At 62.9% G+C, this 19,394-nt stretch carries 17 protein-coding genes and 1 other RNA gene; 4 read left to right on the top strand and 14 right to left on the bottom strand.

Features of this window, described 5'->3' with window-relative positions:
- Window positions 1–3 precede the first annotated feature (3 nt).
- Genes mraY through mraZ form a run of 7 tightly spaced genes read right to left on the bottom strand, consistent with a single transcriptional unit; the run spans window position 4 to window position 7,660 of the window.
- Window positions 4–1,086: a phospho-N-acetylmuramoyl-pentapeptide-transferase gene (mraY, locus tag AC0L2Y_RS14835; protein WP_023676767.1), complete on the bottom strand. Its 1,083-nt coding sequence runs from the start codon at window positions 1,084–1,086 to the stop codon at window positions 4–6.
- 24 nt (window positions 1,087–1,110) lie between these two features.
- Window positions 1,111–2,544 (bottom strand): UDP-N-acetylmuramoylalanyl-D-glutamyl-2,6-diaminopimelate--D-alanyl-D-alanine ligase, encoded by a 1,434-nt coding sequence (locus AC0L2Y_RS14830; protein ID WP_473557248.1) that lies wholly within the window; start codon window positions 2,542–2,544, stop codon window positions 1,111–1,113.
- Window positions 2,541–3,995, bottom strand: a complete 1,455-nt coding sequence (locus tag AC0L2Y_RS14825; protein ID WP_473557246.1) for a UDP-N-acetylmuramoyl-L-alanyl-D-glutamate--2,6-diaminopimelate ligase — start codon at window positions 3,993–3,995, stop codon at window positions 2,541–2,543. Before AC0L2Y_RS14825 ends, AC0L2Y_RS14830 begins: the two co-directional genes overlap by 4 nt.
- Before the next feature lie 54 nt (window positions 3,996–4,049).
- Window positions 4,050–5,795: a peptidoglycan D,D-transpeptidase FtsI family protein gene (locus tag AC0L2Y_RS14820; protein ID WP_473557244.1), complete on the bottom strand. Its 1,746-nt coding sequence runs from the start codon at window positions 5,793–5,795 to the stop codon at window positions 4,050–4,052.
- Window positions 5,792–6,169: a cell division protein FtsL gene (gene ftsL / locus AC0L2Y_RS14815; RefSeq protein WP_473557241.1), complete on the bottom strand. Its 378-nt coding sequence runs from the start codon at window positions 6,167–6,169 to the stop codon at window positions 5,792–5,794. The genes AC0L2Y_RS14820 and ftsL overlap by 4 nt, the downstream gene beginning before the upstream one ends.
- A gap of 4 nt (window positions 6,170–6,173) precedes the next feature.
- Window positions 6,174–7,205: a 16S rRNA (cytosine(1402)-N(4))-methyltransferase RsmH gene (rsmH, locus tag AC0L2Y_RS14810; protein WP_473557239.1), complete on the bottom strand. Its 1,032-nt coding sequence runs from the start codon at window positions 7,203–7,205 to the stop codon at window positions 6,174–6,176.
- Window positions 7,202–7,660 (bottom strand): division/cell wall cluster transcriptional repressor MraZ, encoded by a 459-nt coding sequence (mraZ, locus tag AC0L2Y_RS14805; RefSeq protein WP_473557236.1) that lies wholly within the window; start codon window positions 7,658–7,660, stop codon window positions 7,202–7,204. The genes rsmH and mraZ overlap by 4 nt, the downstream gene beginning before the upstream one ends.
- 406 nt (window positions 7,661–8,066) lie before the next feature.
- Here mraZ and AC0L2Y_RS14800 point away from each other — a divergent pair, with 406 nt between their 5' ends.
- Complete coding sequence (locus AC0L2Y_RS14800) at window positions 8,067–9,182, top strand: cystathionine gamma-lyase (RefSeq protein ID WP_352709678.1); 1,116 nt, start codon at window positions 8,067–8,069, stop codon at window positions 9,180–9,182.
- 8 nt (window positions 9,183–9,190) lie between these two features.
- Here the strand turns inward: AC0L2Y_RS14800 and AC0L2Y_RS14795 are convergent, their stop codons facing one another.
- The 7 genes from AC0L2Y_RS14795 to AC0L2Y_RS14765 form a co-directional block, all read right to left on the bottom strand.
- A complete protein-coding gene (locus AC0L2Y_RS14795) occupies window positions 9,191–9,493 on the bottom strand; it encodes a type II toxin-antitoxin system RelE/ParE family toxin (protein WP_352492708.1) in 303 nt (100 codons plus the stop codon).
- On the bottom strand, window positions 9,490–9,765 hold the full coding sequence (locus tag AC0L2Y_RS14790; protein ID WP_352492709.1) for a type II toxin-antitoxin system ParD family antitoxin: 276 nt from the start codon (window positions 9,763–9,765) through the stop codon (window positions 9,490–9,492). The genes AC0L2Y_RS14795 and AC0L2Y_RS14790 overlap by 4 nt, the downstream gene beginning before the upstream one ends.
- Before the next feature lie 152 nt (window positions 9,766–9,917).
- An RNA gene (gene rnpB / locus AC0L2Y_RS14785) (RNase P RNA component class A) lies at window positions 9,918–10,316 on the bottom strand.
- Window positions 10,317–10,363: 47 nt separating this feature from the next.
- Window positions 10,364–11,107, bottom strand: coding sequence for a lytic transglycosylase domain-containing protein (locus tag AC0L2Y_RS14780; RefSeq protein ID WP_352492710.1), 744 nt, complete (start codon window positions 11,105–11,107; stop codon window positions 10,364–10,366).
- 184 nt (window positions 11,108–11,291) lie between these two features.
- Window positions 11,292–12,059, bottom strand: coding sequence for an N-acetylmuramoyl-L-alanine amidase (locus AC0L2Y_RS14775; RefSeq protein WP_473557233.1), 768 nt, complete (start codon window positions 12,057–12,059; stop codon window positions 11,292–11,294).
- A complete protein-coding gene (locus AC0L2Y_RS14770) occupies window positions 12,056–12,775 on the bottom strand; it encodes a DnaJ family molecular chaperone (RefSeq protein ID WP_352453144.1) in 720 nt (239 codons plus the stop codon). The genes AC0L2Y_RS14775 and AC0L2Y_RS14770 overlap by 4 nt, the downstream gene beginning before the upstream one ends.
- Window positions 12,776–13,021: 246 nt before the next feature.
- Complete coding sequence (locus AC0L2Y_RS14765) at window positions 13,022–13,228, bottom strand: hypothetical protein (RefSeq protein WP_023676780.1); 207 nt, start codon at window positions 13,226–13,228, stop codon at window positions 13,022–13,024.
- Between the two features lie 181 nt (window positions 13,229–13,409).
- Between AC0L2Y_RS14765 and AC0L2Y_RS14760 the strand changes: the two genes are divergently transcribed.
- The 3 genes from AC0L2Y_RS14760 to AC0L2Y_RS14750 are packed head-to-tail and all read left to right on the top strand — an operon-like array spanning window position 13,410 to window position 19,257.
- Complete coding sequence (locus AC0L2Y_RS14760; protein ID WP_473557230.1) at window positions 13,410–17,276, top strand: hydantoinase B/oxoprolinase family protein; 3,867 nt, start codon at window positions 13,410–13,412, stop codon at window positions 17,274–17,276.
- 20 nt (window positions 17,277–17,296) lie between these two features.
- Entirely contained in the window at window positions 17,297–18,595 is a 1,299-nt protein-coding gene (locus AC0L2Y_RS14755; protein ID WP_473557228.1) for a BtaA family protein, read from the top strand.
- Window positions 18,592–19,257 (top strand): class I SAM-dependent methyltransferase, encoded by a 666-nt coding sequence (locus AC0L2Y_RS14750; RefSeq protein ID WP_473557226.1) that lies wholly within the window; start codon window positions 18,592–18,594, stop codon window positions 19,255–19,257. The genes AC0L2Y_RS14755 and AC0L2Y_RS14750 overlap by 4 nt, the downstream gene beginning before the upstream one ends.
- Window positions 19,258–19,394: the final 137 nt, after the last annotated feature.

The raw sequence follows: 19,394 nt of genomic DNA, 5'->3' as shown, positions 1-19,394 counted from the left end.
CTCCTATCTGAGCTTCAGGGTCGACAGGCCGACCAGCGCCAGGATGACGGCGATGATCCAGAAGCGGATCACCACCTGGCTTTCGGTCCAGCCGAGCTTTTCGAAATGATGGTGGATCGGCGCCATCAGGAAGACGCGCTTGCCGGTCATCTTGAAGTAGCCGACCTGGATGATGACCGAGAATATCTCGACGACGAACAGGCCGCCGACTATGACCAGCACGATCTCGTGCTTGGTTGCCACCGCGACCGTGCCGATCAGCCCACCCAGTGCCAGCGAGCCGGTGTCGCCCATGAAGATCGCCGCCGGCGGCGCATTGAACCAGAGGAAGCCAAGCCCGGCGCCGATCACCGCTCCAAGGACCACTGCAAGTTCACCGGTGCCGGGCACGAAATGGATCTGCAGATATTCGGCGAACACCGCATTGCCGGAGAGATAGGCGATGACGCCGAAGGATGCGGCGGCGATCATGATCGGCACGATCGCCAGCCCGTCAAGGCCGTCGGTCAGGTTCACCGCATTGCCGGCGCCGACGATGACGAAGCACGAGAATGGGATGAAGAACCAGCCGAGATTGACGAGAAACTCCTTGGCGAAAGGGAATGTCAACGATGACGAGAAGGGCGCCTGGCCGTTATGCATGATCACCCAGGCGGCGATGCCTGCGATGACGAATTCGAGCCCCAGCCGCGCCTTGCCGGAAAAGCCGAGATGCGATTGCTTGGTTACTTTGAGATAATCGTCGTAAAAGCCGATTGAGCCGAACCCCAGCGTCACCAGCAGCACCACCCAGACGTAGATACTCGACAGGTTCGCCCACAGCAGCGACGAACCGACAATGCCGGACAGGATCATCAGTCCGCCCATGGTCGGCGTTCCCGCCTTCTTGAAATGCGTCTGCGGCCCGTCGGCACGGATCGGCTGGCCCTTGCCTTGCCGCAGCCTCAGCGAATTGATGATGGTCGGTCCGAAGATGAACACGATCAGCGCCGCTGTGATCAGCGCTCCGCCGGTGCGGAAAGTTATGTAGCGGAAGACGTTGAAGACCGAGATCTTGTCCGCAAATTCGACGAGCAGTGTTAGCATGCGCTTGCGTCCCCCGGACCGATCCTAGGTCTGTCTGCTGGTTGCGGCTTCCGCCGGAAACTTGCCGAGCAACGCCTCGACCAGCTTTGAAAAGCCTATGCCCTTCGACGATTTGATCATGACCACGTCGCCGGGCTTCAATTCCGATAGAAGAACCGGCTTCAGATCTTCCGCGCCGGCGCGGTACTCCGTCCTGATCTCGCCGGGCAAAACGTCGGCCAGCGCCCGCATTTCCGGGCCACCGAGAAAGACCGTGCGCGTGTCGGTGCCGACGATCAGGTCGGCAAGCGCGGCATGCAATTTCGCCGAATGGCTGCCGAGCTCGAGCATATCGCCGAGCACGGCAATGCGCCTGCCTTCGCCCGACACCGGCGTCGTGTTGAGCAGTGCCATTGCTGCGCTCATCGACGCCGGATTGGCGTTGTAGCTCTCGTCGATCAGCGTGATCGGCCCCTTGGGATGACGCAACACATAGCGCTTGCCGCGTCCGCGTTCGGGCGAAAGATCGGCCAGCGCCTGCGCAACCCTGGTGACGTCGGCGCCGACCAGATGCGCGGCGCCAAGCACCGCGAGCACATTCTGCACCATATGGCGGCCCGGCGCGCCGATCCTGGCGACAATCTCGTGCCCGCCAATCTTGGCGGTGATGACCGAGTGATCGGCATTGAGCTCGCATTTGATCAGTTTGAAGGTCGCCCGGGCATTCTCGCCGAACCCGTAGACATGCTCGACGCCGGCCTCTTTCGCCATCTTCTCCAGCAGCTTCCAGCGCTGGTCGTCGCGGTTGAGAAGGGCGGCGCCACCGGGCTCCAGTCCCTCGAAAACCTCTGCCTTGGCCTTGGCGATCTCATCCAGGTTGCGGAAGAAGCCGAGGTGAGCGGCCGCGATCAGCGTAACGATGGCGACATGCGGCCGGACCATCTTGACCAGAGGCCGGATCTCGTCCGGATGGTTCATGCCGATCTCGAAGACGGCATAGTCGCAATCCTGCGGCATGCGCGCCAGCGTCAGCGGCACGCCCCAGTGATTGTTGAACGACTGGGCCGATGCATGCACCGTACCGACTGCGGACAGAGCGTGGCGTAGCGCTTCCTTGGTGGTGGTTTTGCCCGCCGACCCGGTCACGGCAATCACCCTCGCCTTTGAGCGTGCGCGCGCGGCAACGCCAAGCTTTTCCAGAGCGACAAGCACGTCCTCCACGACGATCATCGGTGCCGTCAGCCGCCCCAGCGACGGCAGCTTGCCCTCGGCGACGACCAGCACGCCGGCACCCGCCTTGATGGCGGCGGTGACGAAATCATGGCCGTCCATGGCCTCGCCCTTGATGGCGAAGAAAGCGTCTCCCGGCTGCAGGCTGCGGCTGTCGATGGAAATGCCGGCGATGCCTTCAGGCATCGGACCGAGCGGCCGGCCATCCATGGCGGCAACCAGCGCCTCGGAGGTCCACAGATAGCTCACGCTGCTTGCTCCCTGAGCGCCGAGCGAACTTCCTCATGATCGGAAAAATGCAGCGTCTCGGTGCCGATGGTCTGGCCTTCCTCATGGCCCTTGCCGGCCACGATCAGCGTGTCGCCAGCGTGAAGCATCCCCACTGCCTCGTGAATGGCCTTGCGCCGGTCGCCGACCTCGATCGCACCCGGTGCGGCCGCCAGAATCGCGGCGCGGATCGTCTCGGGTACTTCCGAGCGGGGATTGTCGTCGGTGACGATGACGACGTCGGCCAGTCTTGTGGCGATCTCGCCCATGATCGGCCGCTTGCCCCGGTCCCGGTCGCCGCCGCAACCGAATACGACGATGACGCGGCCGGTGGTAAAGGGGCGCACCGAAGCCAGCACGTTTTCCAGCGCATCCGGCTTGTGCGCGTAGTCGACATAGACCGGCGCGCCATTGGCGGCCGTCCCAACGAGGTCGAGCCGCCCCGGTGCACCCTTCAATTTCTCCAGCGCCATCAGCGCTTTGGCAACAGATGTTCCAGTCGAAATGGCGAGGCCGGCCGACACCAGCGCATTTGCAATCTGGAAGTCGCCGGCCAGCGGCAAGTCGACTTCATGGAGAACGCCGTCCGCTTCGACCTCGGCGCGCTGGCGGTGGCGCTCGTGCTCGACCCGCTTCAGCCGCAGGAAATCGCCGTGGCGTCCGACCGTCAGCACGTTCAGTCCCGCTGCATGCGCCGCCTTGATCGTCGGCTCCGACCACGGGTCGTCGGCAAAGATGATGGCCGGCGCGCCCTTCGGCAGCAGCGCGTCGAACAGACGCAATTTGGCGCGATGATAGTCCTCGACCGTCGGATGATAGTCCATATGATCGCGGCCGAGATTGGTGAAGCCGCCGGCCGCAAGCTTGACGCCGTCGAGCCGGCGCTGGTCGAGGCCATGGCTGGACGCTTCCATCGAGGCGTGGGTGACGCCGGCCTCCGCCAACTCCTTGAGCAGCCTGTGCAGTGCCACCGGATCCGGCGTGGTCAGCGAGCCATATTCGTTGCGGCCCGGCGCCACCACGCCGGTCGTGCCGATCGAAGCGGCGGCGAGGCCCGCCTGCTCCCATATCTGCCGGGTGAATGCGGCGACCGAGGTCTTGCCGCTGGTTCCGGTCACCGCGACCATGGTTTGCGGTTGCTTGCCGAAATAACGGGCCGCACTCAGCGCAAGCGCAAGGCGCGGATCGTCTACGACAAGAACCGGAACTGGCAGCCCGGCGACCGTACTGCCCTTGCCGACCACGATCGCTGCAGCGCCGCGGCTCGCGGCCTCGGCTGCGTAGGCTGCGCCATCCGCCTTGGAGCCGGTCAGCGCGAAAAAGACGACCCCCCGTGTTACCTGGCGGGAATCCGACGAAATCCCTGTAACCTCCATGTCGAAGGAAGCTGTCCCCTCGACAGGCAGGATACCGGCTAGATTTTTCAGCTTCATCGAACCCCGTTCATCGCAACAAAATAGCGCGCAGTTGCCGGCGCGCCCCAAGAATCACTGATAGGAAACCAGCGTTGCACCATTTTCATGGCTGAAATCTGGCTTCACGCCAAGCATGGAAGCCGCACGTCGGATGATGTTTGCAGCCATGATGCCCGCGTTCGAGGCGGCCGTAGCACCCATGCCGGGCTTTTCCGGCTTCGGTTCGTCGGCGATCGTAAGCACTATGTATTGCGGATCGTCCATCGGGAAAGCCGCGACGAAGGCGTTGAAATTCTTTTCCTTCGAGTAACGGCCGTTGACGACCTTCTCCGCCGTTCCCGTCTTGCCGCCCACCCGGTATCCTGGCACCCGTGCATTGCGGCCGGATCCCTTTTCGGCATTGAGTGCATAGAGATAGCGCATGCCCTCGACAGTCTTGTCGTTGACCACTTTCTTGGCCACCGCCATCGCCTGCTGCTGCGTGCGCGGCAGGAAGGTCGGGTCCATCAGATAGCCGCCATTCATCAGCGCGGCGCAGCCGACCGCCGTCTGCAGCGGCGTCGTCGACACACCGTGGCCGAAGGCGATGGTGATCGAATTGACCTGCTTCCAGACCTTGGGCTCGGTCGGCCGGGCGACTTCCGGCAGTTCGGTTTGCATCTTCTCGAGGATTCCCAGGCGATGCAGGAATTCGCGGTGTCCGTCGATGCCAACCGCTTCGGCTTCCTTGGCTGAGCCGATATTGGACGAGTAGATGAACACTTCCGGCACCGACAGTACCCGGCCCTTGCCATGGAAATCATGGATCGTTTGATGGCCGATCCTGATCGGGCGCGACGCATCGAAACGGCTTTGCAGCGTTATCTTGCCGGAATCGAGCGCCATTGCGGTGGTGAAGCTCTTGAAGGTCGACCCCATTTCGTAGAGGCCAGCCGACATGCGGTTGAGCCGGTCCTTGTCCTGCGCGTTATAGGGGTTGTTCGGATCGAAATCCGGAACCGAGGCCATCGCCAGCACCTCGCCGGTCTTGACGTTGAGCACGACGGCGCCCGCGGCGATAGCGTGGTATTTTTCCATGCCGGTGGCGACCTCGTCGCGCACGATATGCTGGACGCGCAGGTCGATCGAGAGCTGCACCGGCTTCAAATCCTTGGCCACCGCCAGGCCCGACGCCTGAAGGTCGCTCAAACCCTGTTCGTCGATGTATTTCTCCATGCCGGAGATGCCCTGATTGTCGATGTTGGTGAGGCCGACAATGTAGGACGAGGTTTCGCCGGCCGGATAGAACCGGCGCTTCTCGGTGCGGAAGCCGAAGCCGGGGATGCCGAGCTGCATGATGTCGGCCTGCTGCTTCGGCGTCAGTTGCCGCTGCAGCCAGACGAAGCCAGCGCCGCTCTTCAGCTTGTTATATGTCTGCTCGTAGTCGATCTCGGGAAGCACCGTCGACAGCTTTTCGATCGCCTCGTCGGCATCGACGATACGGCGCGGCTCGGCAAACAGCGACGCCGTCTTGATGTCGGTCGCCAGCACTTCGCCGTTACGGTCGACGATGTCTGGTCGCGACGCCGTCACCCGGCTCTGTGGCCCGCCCGACAGGTCGGGATTCTGGAAACCCAGATAGACCAGCCGCCCGGCAATGGTCGAATAGATGCCGAAGAACACCGCCATCGTCATGACGATGCGGGTCCGGCCCTTGCCACCGGTCGCCTTGCGGGCGCCTTCGACCACGATCGATCCGCCCGCATTCGGCTTCGAGCCGCGCTTCAGCAGCCTCACAATCTTTGGAAATCTGGCGGCGATTGGAAATCCGGTGATCATTGGACGATGCCTCCGGTCACCACGGGATCCTTGCCGCCGACATCGGCCATGCCGCCCAGCCGCTGCGATGAAAGGTCCTCGATGTTGACGGGTTTCGCCGGCAGATCGTCCAGCCCAACGATCTGCCGCGCATTGACCGGCTCGAGTCCGAGTTGCGATTTGTAGATTTCGGTGAGCTTCTGCAGGCGCGACGGCTGGGTAAGCAGGCTCCAGTCCGCCTTGAGCAGGTCGATCGTGTCGTCTTCATAACGGATCTGCGCCTGGATCTTGTGCACTGCCGCCAGTTGCTCCTCGGCCTCGCGCTTGGTCTTGTAGGTCAGGGCAGCCGCCGAAACCATGACGGCGATCAGGACTATGTCGCTGGTACGAAACACGTGCTCACCTCTCTCCCGGTCGATCGGCGCCGGGAAGCTTTGGGCCAGGCAGTTTTGGCAGGCCGAAAATCGAAAAATCGCCGGCACGCGCCGGCGCCTCTGTACGGATCGCAGCGCGCAGCCTTGCCGAGCGCGCTCGCGGATTTGCCGATATCTCGGCATCGCCAGGCGTCACGCCGCCGCCCTTCTTGGTGAAGGTGGCGGCGCGCGCCTGCGCCTCGGGCAGATGCCGCGATCCGGTCGCTGAATCGGCCCTGTCTGCGATGAAGCGCTTAACGATGCGGTCCTCGAGGGAATGGAAGGTCACCACGGCAAGCCGGCCGCCCGGTTTCAGCACGCGCTCGGCGGCAAACAGTGCCTTGGCAAGTTCGCCGAGTTCATCATTGACGAAGATGCGCAGCGCCTGGAAAACGCGGGTAGCCGGATGGATTTTGTCTTTCGGCGCGCGGCCGATATGCGTCTCGATGGCATCGGCAAGGTCGAGCGTGCGCTCGAAGGGGCGTTTTTCGCGACGGCTCTCGATCATTCGGGCGATGCGCCCGGCATGGCGTTCCTCGCCGAGAAAGCCGAAGATGCGGGCAAGATCGCCCACCTTGAAGGTGTTGACGACGTCGGCGGCGCTCAGGCCCGCCTGCGCCATGCGCATGTCGAGCGGTCCATCGGCCCGGAACGAAAAGCCGCGCTCCGGCTGGTCGATCTGCATGGAGGAGATGCCGATGTCGAGCACGACGCCATCGGCACTTTCAACCTGCTCGTCGAGCGTCGAGAACGGTGCCTGGACAAGCCTGAGCTTGCCGCCGAACTGCTGTTCAAGGGCCCGCCCCGCCACGATCGCATCCGGATCGCGGTCGATGGCGACGACCGAGGCTCCGCTTGCCAGAATGGCCTTGGTGTAGCCGCCGGCACCGAACGTGCCGTCGACGATCACCTCGCCTTTTGTCGGCGCCAGCGCCTCCAGAACTTCGGCAAGGAGGACCGGAATGTGACGGGCTGGTCCGCCAACGGCATGAACTTCATCGCCGTCGCCCGCCATCATTCCGGCCGCTCCCCGGGCTTCGTCCGCTGCCGAAGCTGCAAAAGCCGGGCGCGTGCTTCCGTCCCATAGGCGCTGAGCCGTCCCGGCTCCCAGATCTGAAAGAAATTGCCGCGGCCAACGAAGGCCACTTCCGCTGAAATGCCAGTATGCTCGCGAATGAAATCGCTCATCGTGATACGGCCGTCCTGGTCGAGCTTCAGAAACGTTCCATCGCCATGGCAGAAGAACGACATGTCGTCCGCCGTCTGCAGGAACGGGTCTTCCTGGGCGATACGCTGCTCGTAGCGATCGAGCAGGTCGAGCCCACCGACATCCATCGCCGGGCGATCCAGGCAGCGTAGCGCATAAAGTTCCGAATAGCCGCGTTTCTGCACAACGGCACGGAAATGCGCCGGCACGGACACCCGTCCCTTCGCATCGATCCTGTTCACCGCGTTCGACAGAAACCGGTCCATTACGCGTTACGGCCGCTTGCGCCGCCGCACCCCTCTGCATCTTCCTGTCCGCGCCGCCCCGGCCCGGTCGACGTCCAAAACCCGCTTCATCATGACGGGCGAACGCAGGCAAACGCGCAGCCGCCGCGGCTGCCCGATTGGCGTACGCTTCACCCTGACACGGAACGAAGGCTTGAGTATCGGAATGGGATATCATGGGGTGTTATGGGCGTCAACGGGAACAGTCTTCAAAACGCGCCTGCCACGACTGGGGAGAGCAGCTTTGACGGCACTCCGGTCTTTATCCTCCATTAAGCCTAACGAAGCGTTTAGGGCCGTGTGGTCCAACCGGAGGCGGCTTGCTGCGGATCGCTGCCGCGCTTAGCCTCGGCATCTTCTTTTCCGGTCAGCAACGAGGTTTGAAACCATGTCCGAAACAGCCAAGTCGCGCGCCGCGGCACTTCCCCATCTGCGTCGCGGCAGGCTTGCCAAGGGCGACCCGATCCCCTTGCCCCTGACCATGGCCGCCATTTTCCACGCGCCGGGTGACGCCACCGGATTCGATCAATATGGCCGCTTCAGCAATCCGACCTGGGATGCGGTCGAGCACATGCTGGCGCATCTGGAAGACGCCCCATGCGTCGCCTTTCCCTCGGGGATGGCTGCCATCTCGGCGGTATTTTTCGGCCTGCTCAAAGCCGGCGACCGTATCCTGCTGCCCTCCGACGGTTACCATACGACACGAGCGCTGGCAGAGCGCTTCCTGAAATCCTTCGGCGTCGCTTATGATGTCCGGCCGACATCGAGCTTCCTCGACGGCGGCTTCGACGGATATCGGCTTGCCTTCGTCGAAACGCCCGCCAACCCGGGACTGGATATATGTGACATCGCAGCCGTCGCCGAGGCCGTGCATAGAGCAGGTGCGGTGCTTGTGGTCGACAACACGACGATGACACCTTTCGGCCAGCGCCCGCTCGATCTCGGCGCCGATATCGTCATTGCTGCCGACACCAAGGCGCCAAATGGCCATTCCGATGTGCTGTTCGGCCATGTCGCCAGCCGCGACGCGGACATCATCTCGAGGGTGACCGACTGGCGCGAGACGTCAGGCGCCATCCCCGGGCCGTTCGAGGCATGGCTGGTGCATCGCGGCCTCGAAACGCTGGACGTGCGCTTCGACCGCATGTGCACCTCCGCCGAAATGATAGCGCGACGGCTGAAAAACCATCGCGCGATCAGCGGCTTGCGCTTTCCGGGACTGGAGAGCGATCCATCGCACAATCTTGCCTGCGCCCAGATGGAGCGCTTCGGATTTCTCATCTCGTTCGTGCTCGCCTCGGAGGACAAGGCCGAGGATTTCATCAACAACTGCGACTTGATGCAGGCAGCGACATCGTTCGGCGGCGTACACACCTCGGCCGAACGGCGATCAAAAAGGGGAGACGCCGTTCCGCCCGGCTTCGTTCGCCTGTCGGTCGGCTGCGAGCCGGTGGAAGAGCTTTGGCAGGCGATCGAGGCGTCGCTAGACGCAATCGGTGGCTGAATCGGCAATCACGAATTCAGATCGCCGGCGTCGATCTTGCGCCGGCCGTGCAGCACGCGAACGATTTCGATCGCCTCTTCCCTGACATGGTACAAAGTGAGGTATTCGCCGACGATCAGGTGACGGATGCCCGGCGCGATGTCTTCGCGCGGTGCACCTGAGAAGGGATAAGTGGCCACTTGCTGCCAGCGGGCTTCGATCCGATCGAGCAACCGATCCGCTGCAGCCTCGCTGTCTTGCGCAACGTAAAGCCAGATCGCGATCAAATCCTCTTCTGCATGTGCAGTTCGGATGATGGGCAGCAAATTCATGCCGCGCTGTCGGGTTTCAATCGTCTCCGCGCTTCGGCCTTTATTTCGTCGATCGACGCAAACCGCCCCGGCCCGCTGTCGATCCCCTCCTGCACCAGTCTGCGCAACTCCTCGACGGTGTAGCCGAGCAGGTCGCGCCGATCCTTCCATTGCCGCAGCGCGTCGCGGATCACTTCGCTCGCCGAGGCATATTCGCCGGCGGCCACCACGTCGTCGACCGCCGCGGCCAGTTCCGGCGACAGCGTGATGCTGCGTTTATCGACCTGTCCCATGAGGCTCTCCTGATAGTCTTGTCCAAATGGTACGATTTAATCGCACCATTTTCAAGGAAATGCCGCGCTCGATTGCGGGTCGAAAAGTGAATCAATGGCTGCGCCCGAAGGCGCAGCCTACTGATTTCAAAGATTTTTCTTCGATATGGGAAACTGCCAGCTGGCCTGTAAGCCGGGTTCTGTATGGCCCTCGCCCCTTGCGGGGCGAGAACGTGGCGGCCATTCATCTTGGGCGCATGTTGCCATGCGCCTCACGCAACCTACCCGGACGGTGAGCCGGAAACAGCCCTCGAGGGTTTCCCCTCGCACCGCCCCTATTCGGTCTTGCTCCCGGTGGGGTTTACCGTGCCGCTCCTGTTGCCAGTCGCGCGGTGGGCTCTTACCCCACCCTTTCACCCTTGCCACGATTGGATCGTGGCGGTTTGCTTTCTGTGGCACTTTCCCTGGGGTCGCCCCCGCCGGCCATTAACCGGCACCGTGTCTCCATGGAGCCCGGACTTTCCTCACCCGCAGCCTTTCGGCTTCGCGGGTGCGGCCGCCCGGCCAGCTGGCAAGGCGTATAAAGGGGTTCAGGCCCGAAAAAGCAAGTTATCCCTTGTCAGGCGGGCGCTCCAAGTGCTGCCAGTTGCACCTTGACCTTGCCGCAATAGGCTGCGGACACCGGGTTCATCCGTGTGGCGCCGTGGCCGGCATTGTATTTCAGGATCGTGCCACAGGTCGTGCCGCCGCCGAGATCCTGCGCCATGGCAAGGTACTTCATGCCGTATTTGATGTTGGTATCGGGATCGTAGAGACCCTGAACCGAACCGCTATAGCCCATCATTCTTGCCGTCGCCGGCTTGATCTGCATCAGGCCGATCTCGCCGGCGCTGCCGACCTGGTTCGGCTGGTAGTTGCTCTCGATCTTGATGACGGCGTTGGCGAGCGATATCGGCACGCCATAGCTGGCGGCGTAACGCGCAATGATCGCCGAGTACTGTCCGTTGCCGCCGACAACCGCCGCCTGGGGCACTGGCCTGCTCTTCGGAGCGACTGACGCCGTTACCATGTGGTCGATGCGTTTGCGGTTACGCTTCACATGCTGTTTGGCGATTGTCTTTCTGGCAGCGGTTGGCTTTCTGGCGGAGGCTGGCTTTTTCGACTTTACCACGGCCGCTTTTTCCACTTTTGCGGTGGCGGTCTTCTCTACTTTTGCACCACCTTTCGGCACGGCGGTTTTGCCGGCTGCAGCACTGAAGCCTTGATCGGCCCGCTGGCTCAGCGGTGCGCTGTTCGCCGCACTGAAGGCAAAAGTCATTACGCCGGCAGCAATGGCTGCCGTTAAAACGGTCAATTTCTGCATGTGATCCTGTTCTGTTTGATCTGCACAAAGAACTTCGCGCAGATACCCTCAATCAACATCGGAACATCTGGGGGATAGAGGTCCGACAATCTGTACGGATCGCCTTTGACGACGGAATTGGCGCCAAAGAAGGCGACGCAAGTCACTTTGGGTAACAGATTGTAACTTTGAAGCTTGGGAAAGACTATTTGAGAGAGGCTATCCTTGCGGAAGCGAGCAGCCTTTCCAGCGTGCGGATCGTCGATCCGTCAGCCATGCCATCGACCAGGCGCTGCCGGAAATGCCGCTGAAATGCCTCGACCACGATTTCGGTCTGCCGGTCGAAAGCGCCGGTGATCTCGACGCCATAACCATAGAGCGCCAGCATCGACTGCAGCGCCTCGACCTCGGCTCCGGTATCGCCTGGCTTCAGCACGGCGCCACGCCGGATCGGCGCTGCCGGCACAACATGGCCGACACCGGCGGCAAACAAGGCCTTCCATGGAAATTTCTCGCCCGGATCGACCTTGCGCCCCGGTGCCACGTCGGAATGCGCGAGCACCCGCTGCGCCGGAATGGAATGGCGCTCGACGATGCCCGCGCAGAGGCCGATCACCGCGTCGATCTGCGGTTTTGGAAAGTTGCGATAGCCGAGCGTATGCCCCGGATTGACGATCTCGATGCCGATCGAACAGGAGTTGATGTCGCTCTGTCCGAACCACGAACTCTTACCGGCATGCCAGGCGCGGTCGCTTTCCCTTACCATCTGAACAATGCGGCCGTCCTCATGGACCATGTAGTGCGACGAGACCTCGCTTGCCGGATCGCACAACCATGCCTCGGCACCGGCGCCGGTCGCCATGCCGGTGTAGTGCAGCACGATCATATCTGGTCCGAGCGTTCCGCGTCGTGGCCCGACATTCGGCGATACCCTGACCTCGGCGCTCGGCTCGTCGGGCGGAAAGCCGCTCATGCGTGCCGCAGGCCTCGCTCGATCATTTCATAGGCCGCGTTGATCGCCGCCAGCCTGGTCGTCGCGATCTTGATGAATTCCTGCGGCAGGCCGCGTGCGATCAGCCGGTCCGGATGATTGTCGGAGACCAGCTTGCGGTAGCGCCTGCGGACCTCCTCGAACGGCTTCCCACGCTCGATGCCGAGCACGACGTAAGGATCGGCGGCACCCAGATCGACATGCCGGGCCAGGATGCTCTGGTAATGCGCCTCATCGATGCGGAAGATCTCGGCGATGCGATGCAGGAACTGGCCCTCGCGCTCATGCACTAGCCCGTCGGCCTTGGCGATGTGGAACAGCCCGTCGAGTATGTCCTCGAGCATCAGGCAATTCGAATGACCCGAACCGCAAAGCTGCGCCATCCGCTCGGCATAGGTCTCGAAACCGGCGATGTCGCGTTTGGCCAAATCGTAGAGCCGCGCCACATTGCGCCTCTGTTCCTTCGGCACCTCGAATATTTCCTGGAAGGCGCGCACCTCGTCTTGCGTGACGATGCCGTCTGCCTTGGCCATCTTGGCCGACAGGGCGATCATCGCCACCGAGAAGGCGACGCGCCGGCGCAGATCGGCGTCGCCGGAGAAAACCGTGCGCACGGCCTCGACCACTTCGGCGACGCCTGACGACGCTGAAGATGAAACGCGTGTGACGAAGTCGCCGAGGCGGTCCCAAATCGACATGAGGGCTTCATAGGGCCAACCGCCCATCGCTATCAAGCCAAGACAGTGCCGCAGGGGCTGGCCCAATCGATTTGGCGCAATGCCTGAGGCGGCTGCCGCTAGTGCTTACGCATGGAAATCGGCCGATGGAAGCCGCTGCGAGCAAACCCGCGTCGTCGCACTCGGCCGCGAGGCGCGGATATCGCAAGCAGCAGAAAGGCCGGCGTGTGAGCCGGCCTTCCTTGGCTGTCACATTGACTACTGCGACTACTGCGCCGGGGCAGCCGGCGCAGGCGCCGGAGCCGGAGCCGGCTCGGCAGGCTTGTTGGCGTCAGGAGCAGCCGGCTTCATCGTCTGGTCGGATGCCGGCGGGTTGGTGCTCTGCGTCGTGGTGTTGTCGGTGCCACTGTTGCTGCAGGCGGCAAGGCCAAGCAACGCAAGCGCCGACACCGACGCAAGAATGAGTTTCTTCATGATATCTCTCCTCTAATCACGCCTCCGTTACCGGCGGCGGTCGAGGACACAATGCGTAAGCCGCGCATGAGTTTCGTAACGTTGCATTTCTGCCTGTAACATATTCCAATCACTTGACGATTGCCGGTCAGGGCCTCGCGAGCTAACAGATCGAACAGGGAAAATCCCGGGAGCCGCTGCCATGACCGCAAAATGGGATTTCTGGATCGACCGCGGCGGTACCTTCACCGACGTCATCGGCCATGACCCGGAAGGCGGGCTGCATCCCAGGAAACTCCTTTCGGAAAATCCCGAAGCCTATGCCGATGCTGCCATCCAGGGCATTCGCGAGCTGCTCGGCGTCCAGCCCGGCGCTCCAATCCCCTCCGCTCTGATCGGCGATGTCAAAATGGGCACCACGGTTGCCACCAATGCGCTTCTCGAGCGCAAGGGCGACCGTGTGCTGCTGCTCATCACCAAAGGGTTCCGCGATGCGCTGAGGATTGCCTATCAGGCCAGGCCCGATATCTTTGCCAAGCAGATCATCCTTCCCGAACAGCTCTATGAGCGTGTCGTCGAAATCGACGAAAGGGTTCGCGCCGACGGCAGTGTCGAGCACCTGCTCGACATTGCTTCCGTACGCCCGGCTATTGAGCAAGCCAAGGCGGACGGCATCGATGCGGTCGCGATCGTCTTCATGCATGCCTGGAAACATCCCGAGCACGAAAAGGCGGTCGCCAAAGTCTGTCGAAAGCTCGGATTTTCGCAGGTCTCGGTCAGTCACGAGGTCTCGCCGCTGATCAAGCTAGTCGGCCGCGGCGACACCACGGTGGTCGACGCCTATCTGTCGCCGATCCTGGCAAGGTATGTGCAGAAGGTGGCGGCGGAACTGGGTGCCGCGCCAATCTCCCCTCTCGAGGGGGAGATGGCTGCGCAGCTGCCAGAGGGGGGCGCTGTCCCGCCAACATCTCAGTCTGTCACGCCCCCCTCTGCCCTGCCGGGCATCTCCCCCACAAGGGGCGAGATTGGCCAATCCCCTCGCCTCATGTTCATGATGTCGTCGGGCGGCCTCACCGCTGCCGACATGTTCCAGGGCAAGGATGCGCTGTTGTCCGGCCCGGCCGGCGGTGTCGTCGGCATGGTCGAGACGGCAAAACTCGCCGGTTTCGGCAAGGTCATCGGCTTCGACATGGGCGGCACCTCCACCGATGTCGCCCATTACGATGGCGACTACGAGCGCGCCTTCGACACCGAGGTCGCCGGGGTGCGCATCCGCGCGCCGATGATGCGCATCCACACCGTCGCCGCCGGCGGTGGCTCGATCCTGCACTATGAGGCCGGCCGCTTCCGCGCCGGGCCGGATTCGGCCGGCGCCAATCCCGGCCCGGCCGCCTATAGGCGCGGCGGCCCGCTGGCCGTCACCGATGCCAATGTCATGCTGGGCAAGCTGCAGCCCGAGTTCTTCCCGGCCATTTTTGGGCCGGGCCAGGACGAACCGCTCGACGTGCAGACGGTTCGCGAAAAATTCACCGCACTTGCCGCCGAGATCGGCGACGGCCGCCCGCCGGAAACCGTCGCCGAAGGGTTCATCACCATCGCCGTCGAAAACATGGCCAATGCCATCAAGAAGATTTCGGTGCAGCGCGGCTACGACGTCACCGAATACCTCCTGAACTGTTTCGGCGGCGCCGGCGGCCAGCACGCTTGCCTGGTCGCCGATGCGCTCGGCGTGGAGGCGGTGCTGATCCATCCGTTCTCCGGCCTGCTGTCGGCATACGGCATAGGACTATCCTCGGTGTTTGCGTCACGCCAGCAGGCGCTGCTGAAGCCGCTGGCGGACAATTCCGGGCCAGCAATCGATGAACTCATCGCAACGCTGCGCAAAGCCGTCATCGACGAACTCGCCGCGCAAGGCATCAGCGAAGACGCGGTCGCCTCGAGACCGGTGCTGCAGATCCGCTACGACGGCACCGATACCGCACTGCCTGTGAACTTTGGGCACGGCTCGATCGCGCAGGCCAAGGCGGACTTCGAACTGGCGCACAAGGCGCAGTTCGGTTTCGTCTACGAAGACAAGCCGATGATCGTCGAATCGGTCGGCGTCGAAGGTACCGATACCGGCGGCACCGGCCGCGACGAAAGCGATTCAGTTGTTGAAGACGTGGCCGCAAGTCCTTCCGGGACCCGGAAAATCTTTGTCGACGGCGTCTGGCGCGACGCCGGCATTTTCCCTCGCGAAACGCTGAAGCCCGGTAACAAGATCGCCGGCCCCGCTTTGATCATCGAGCCTAACCAGACCATTGTCGTCGAGCCGGGCTGGCAGGCCGAGATCACCGCCAAGGAGCACGTATTGATGCGGCGCGTCGAGAAGAAGTACCGGCACGCCGCACTCGGCACCGAAGCCGATCCGGTGATGCTGGAGGTCTTCAACAACCTGTTCATGTCGATCGCCGAACAGATGGGCGTAACGCTGCAAAACACCGCCTATTCCGTCAACATCAAGGAACGGCTCGATTTCTCCTGCGCCGTTTTCGACCGGAACGGCGCGCTGGTCGCCAACGCGCCGCATATGCCGGTGCATCTCGGCTCCATGGACCGCTCGGTGGAGACCATCATCCGGCTCAATTCCGGCGACATTCACCCAGGCGATGTCTTTGCGCTGAACGCGCCTTACAATGGCGGCACGCATCTGCCTGATATCACAGTCGTGACGCCTGTCTTTTCCCTCCCCCTCGAGGGGAGGGTGGCCGCGGAGCGGCCGGGTGGGGTCCTCTCAGAAGGCACCGCAAGAACGTCGAGCACTGCCGCAGCGACCCCCTCCGCCGCCTTCGGCGGCACCTCCCCCTCAAGGGGGGAGGAAATCCTCTTTTACGTCGCCTCGCGTGGCCACCATGCCGACATCGGCGGCACCGCGCCCGGCTCGATGACGCCGCTTGCCACAACCGTCGACGAAGAAGGCGTGCTGTTCGATAATTTCCGCATCGTCGATCGCGGCCGGTTCCGCGAGAAGGACCTCGAGACGCTGCTCACCGACCATCCCTATCCGGCGCGCAATCCGCACCAGAACATCGCCGACCTCAAGGCGCAGATCGCCGCGAACGAAAAGGGCGTCGCCGAGCTGCGCAAGATGGTCGCGCATTTCGGCCTCGATGTGGTCGAAGCCTATATGGGTCACGTCCAGGACAATGCCGCCGAAAGCGTGCGCCGTGTGCTGGAGCGGCTGCCCGACAGTTCCGAATACGAATATCCGACCGACACCGGCCAAAAGATCAAGGTGAAGATGACTATCGACCGGGAGAAGCGCGAAGCGACCGTCGACTTCACCGGCACGTCGCCGGTGATGAAGAACAATTTCAATGCGCCGGAGCCAGTCGCCCGAGCCGCTGTGCTTTATGCCTTCCGCGTCATGGTCGAAGACAACATCCCGATGAATGCCGGATGTCTGCGGCCGATCAATATCATCATTCCCGACGGCTCGATGCTCAAGCCCGCCTATCCCGCGGCGGTTGTCGCCGGCAATGTCGAGACCTCGCAGCACGTCACCAACGCGCTGTTCGGGGCGATGAGGGCGATGGCCAACGCGCAAGGCACGATGAACAACCTCACCTTCGGCAACAAGCAGTACCAATATTACGAGACGATCTGCTCGGGCTCGCCGGCCGGCCGGATGAACGACGGCCGCGGCTTTGCCGGCACCTCCGGCGTCCACACCCATATGACCAATTCGCGCCTGACCGATCCCGAAGTGCTGGAACTGCGTTTCCCGGTACTGCTCGAGGATTTCCATATCCGCGAGGGCTCCGGCGGCAAAGGCAAATGGAATGCCGGCGACGGCACCAAGCGCACCGTCCGCTTCCTCGAAAAGATGGAATGCGCGATCCTGTCCTCGCATCGCAACCGCCCGCCGCAAGGCCTCGGCGGCGGCGGCGACGGCGAGGCCGGCTCGACTAAGGTCCGCCGCAAGGATGGCCGCGTCGAAATCCTGAAGGCCTGCGACCAGACGGTGCTCGACGCCGGCGAGGCGGTCATCGTGACGACGCCGACCCCTGGCGGATTTGGCCAGACATAGGAACCTGTCACCGGCCTGTCATGACCCTGCGCTACCCGCTTGCGGCAAAGCAAACGGGGAATCGCCTTGCCATGACGGACATTTCTGGGGAACTGGTTTTTCGCCGCGGCAAGGAGGTCGGCAAGGCCGTCTACCAGAACCGCCCGCTGTCGAAGGCTGGCATCTCCGAACGCTTGTTCGCCTTCCTGTTCTCCGGCCTCGTCTATCCGCAGATCTGGGAAGACCCCGAAATCGACATGGACGCGATGCAACTCGGCAAGGGCCACCGCATCGTCACCATTGCCTCCGGCGGCTGCAACATCCTCGCCTATCTCACCTGCTCGCCGGAAAGGATCGATGCCGTCGACCTCAACGCCGCCCATATCGCGCTGAACCGCATGAAGCTCGAAGCCGTGCGTCACCTGCCGTCGCAGGGCGACCTTTTCCGTTTCTTCGGCGCGGCAGAGACCGGGCACAATTCGCAGGCCTACGACCGCTTCATCGCGCCGCATCTCGATCCGGTCAGCCGTCATTATTGGGAGCGGCGCAACTGGCGCGGCCGTCGCCGCATCGCCGTCTTCGACCGCAATTTCTACCAGACCGGCCTGCTTGGTCTGTTCATCGCCATGGGCCACCGCACCGCAAAGCTCTTCGGCGTCGACCCGGCCGGCATCATGGACGCCAAGAGCATCGCCGATCAACGCCGTTTCTTCGATGAGGAGCTGGCGCCGGTCTTCGAAAAGCCGCTGCTGAAATGGGCAACTTCGCGAAAAGCTTCGCTGTTCGGCCTCGGCATTCCGCCGGCCCAGTACGATTCGCTGATCACCTCGGGCGACGGCACCATGGCCAGCGTGCTGAAGGCCCGGCTGGAAAAGCTCGCCTGCGATTTTCCGCTGAAGACCAACTATTTTGCCTGGCAGGCCTTTGCCCGCCGCTATCCCAACCCGGGCGAGGCCGCCCTGCCCGCCTATCTCGAAAAGCGCAACTACGAGACGATCCGCAACAATGTCGATCGCGTCGCCATCCACCACGCCAATCTGATCGAGTTCCTTGCCGGCAAGGATGCCGGTTCGGTCGACCGCTTCGTGCTGCTCGACGCACAGGACTGGATGACCGACGACCAGCTCAACGGGTTGTGGGCCGAGATCACCCGAACCGCCTCCACCGGCGCCCGCGTCATCTTCCGCACCGCAGCGGAACCCAGCCTGCTGCCCGGCCGCGTCTCGAATTCGCTGCTCGACCAGTGGCGCTACGAGAACGACGCCTCGCGCGAGTTTTCGGCGCGCGACCGCTCGGCCATCTATGGCGGCTTCCACCTCTATGTGAAGCGGGCCGCATGAGCACGACCGACTTGCCGGCCAGCCATGCCGAGCTGATGGACGGCGTCTATCGCTGGCAGCGTCATGTCTACGACCTGACCCGCAAATACTATCTGCTCGGCCGCGACCGGCTTATCGACGGACTGGATGTGCCGGCCGGCGGGACCGTGCTCGAGCTCGGCTGCGGCACCGGCCGCAACATCATCCTCGCCGCCCGCCGCTATCCCGGCGCGCGCTTCTTCGGCCTCGATATTTCGGCCGAGATGCTGGAGACGGCCACCGCCGCCCTTGCCCGCGAAAGCCTCTCCGGCCGCGTTACGCTGGCGCGCGGCGACGCCACCGATTTCGACGCGAAGGCGCTGTTCGGCGTCGAAAGTTTCGACCGGATATTCGTCTCGTATTCGCTGTCGATGATCCCCGGCTGGGAGAAGACAGTGTCCGCCGCACTTGCTGCCCTGTCACCGGGCGGCTCGCTGCATGTCGTCGATTTTGGCCAGCAGGAAGCCCTGCCCGGCTGGTTCCGCACGCTGTTGCGCAGCTGGCTGAAAAAATTCCATGTCGAGCCACCTCAATCGCTGCGCGCGGTTCTGGATTCGGAATCTGCAAGAGTTGGCGCAAGCTTCCGTTTCCAAACGCTTTATCGCGGCTATGCCTGGCTGGCCGTGATCAAAATCGCCTCCTAGTTCCCTTCACATCGTCATCCTGGGGCGGAGCAAGGAGCGCAGCGACGCGGCGCAGACCCCGGGATCCATATGTGGACGGCCCCCTGCTTGCAAGGTGTGGCTCAGGTCTGATCGGATCGCTTGCATCCATATGTCCG

The organism is Mesorhizobium sp. WSM4830, assembly GCF_055811495.1.
This window is presented reverse-complemented; position numbering and strand designations above follow the sequence as displayed.

Excerpts from the sequence above, each read along its gene's own strand:
- AC0L2Y_RS14790 (WP_352492709.1), bottom strand. The coding sequence starts at position 9,765 with ATGGGACAGGTCGATAAACGCAGCATCACGCTGTCGCCGGAACTGGCC.
- AC0L2Y_RS14770 (WP_352453144.1), bottom strand. The coding sequence starts at position 12,775 with ATGTCGATTTGGGACCGCCTCGGCGACTTCGTCACACGCGTTTCATCT.
- AC0L2Y_RS14755 (WP_473557228.1), top strand. The coding sequence starts at position 17,297 with ATGACCCTGCGCTACCCGCTTGCGGCAAAGCAAACGGGGAATCGCCTT.
- mraZ (WP_473557236.1), bottom strand. The coding sequence starts at position 7,660 with ATGGACCGGTTTCTGTCGAACGCGGTGAACAGGATCGATGCGAAGGGA.
- AC0L2Y_RS14760 (WP_473557230.1), top strand. The coding sequence starts at position 13,410 with ATGACCGCAAAATGGGATTTCTGGATCGACCGCGGCGGTACCTTCACC.
- AC0L2Y_RS14795 (WP_352492708.1), bottom strand. The coding sequence starts at position 9,493 with ATGAATTTGCTGCCCATCATCCGAACTGCACATGCAGAAGAGGATTTG.
- AC0L2Y_RS14775 (WP_473557233.1), bottom strand. The coding sequence starts at position 12,059 with ATGAGCGGCTTTCCGCCCGACGAGCCGAGCGCCGAGGTCAGGGTATCG.
- AC0L2Y_RS14800 (WP_352709678.1), top strand. The coding sequence starts at position 8,067 with ATGTCCGAAACAGCCAAGTCGCGCGCCGCGGCACTTCCCCATCTGCGT.
- AC0L2Y_RS14765 (WP_023676780.1), bottom strand. The coding sequence starts at position 13,228 with ATGAAGAAACTCATTCTTGCGTCGGTGTCGGCGCTTGCGTTGCTTGGC.
- AC0L2Y_RS14750 (WP_473557226.1), top strand. The coding sequence starts at position 18,592 with ATGAGCACGACCGACTTGCCGGCCAGCCATGCCGAGCTGATGGACGGC.
- rsmH (WP_473557239.1), bottom strand. The coding sequence starts at position 7,205 with ATGATGGCGGGCGACGGCGATGAAGTTCATGCCGTTGGCGGACCAGCC.
- AC0L2Y_RS14820 (WP_473557244.1), bottom strand. The coding sequence starts at position 5,795 with ATGATCACCGGATTTCCAATCGCCGCCAGATTTCCAAAGATTGTGAGG.
- AC0L2Y_RS14825 (WP_473557246.1), bottom strand. The coding sequence starts at position 3,995 with ATGAAGCTGAAAAATCTAGCCGGTATCCTGCCTGTCGAGGGGACAGCT.
- mraY (WP_023676767.1), bottom strand. The coding sequence starts at position 1,086 with ATGCTAACACTGCTCGTCGAATTTGCGGACAAGATCTCGGTCTTCAAC.
- AC0L2Y_RS14780 (WP_352492710.1), bottom strand. The coding sequence starts at position 11,107 with ATGCAGAAATTGACCGTTTTAACGGCAGCCATTGCTGCCGGCGTAATG.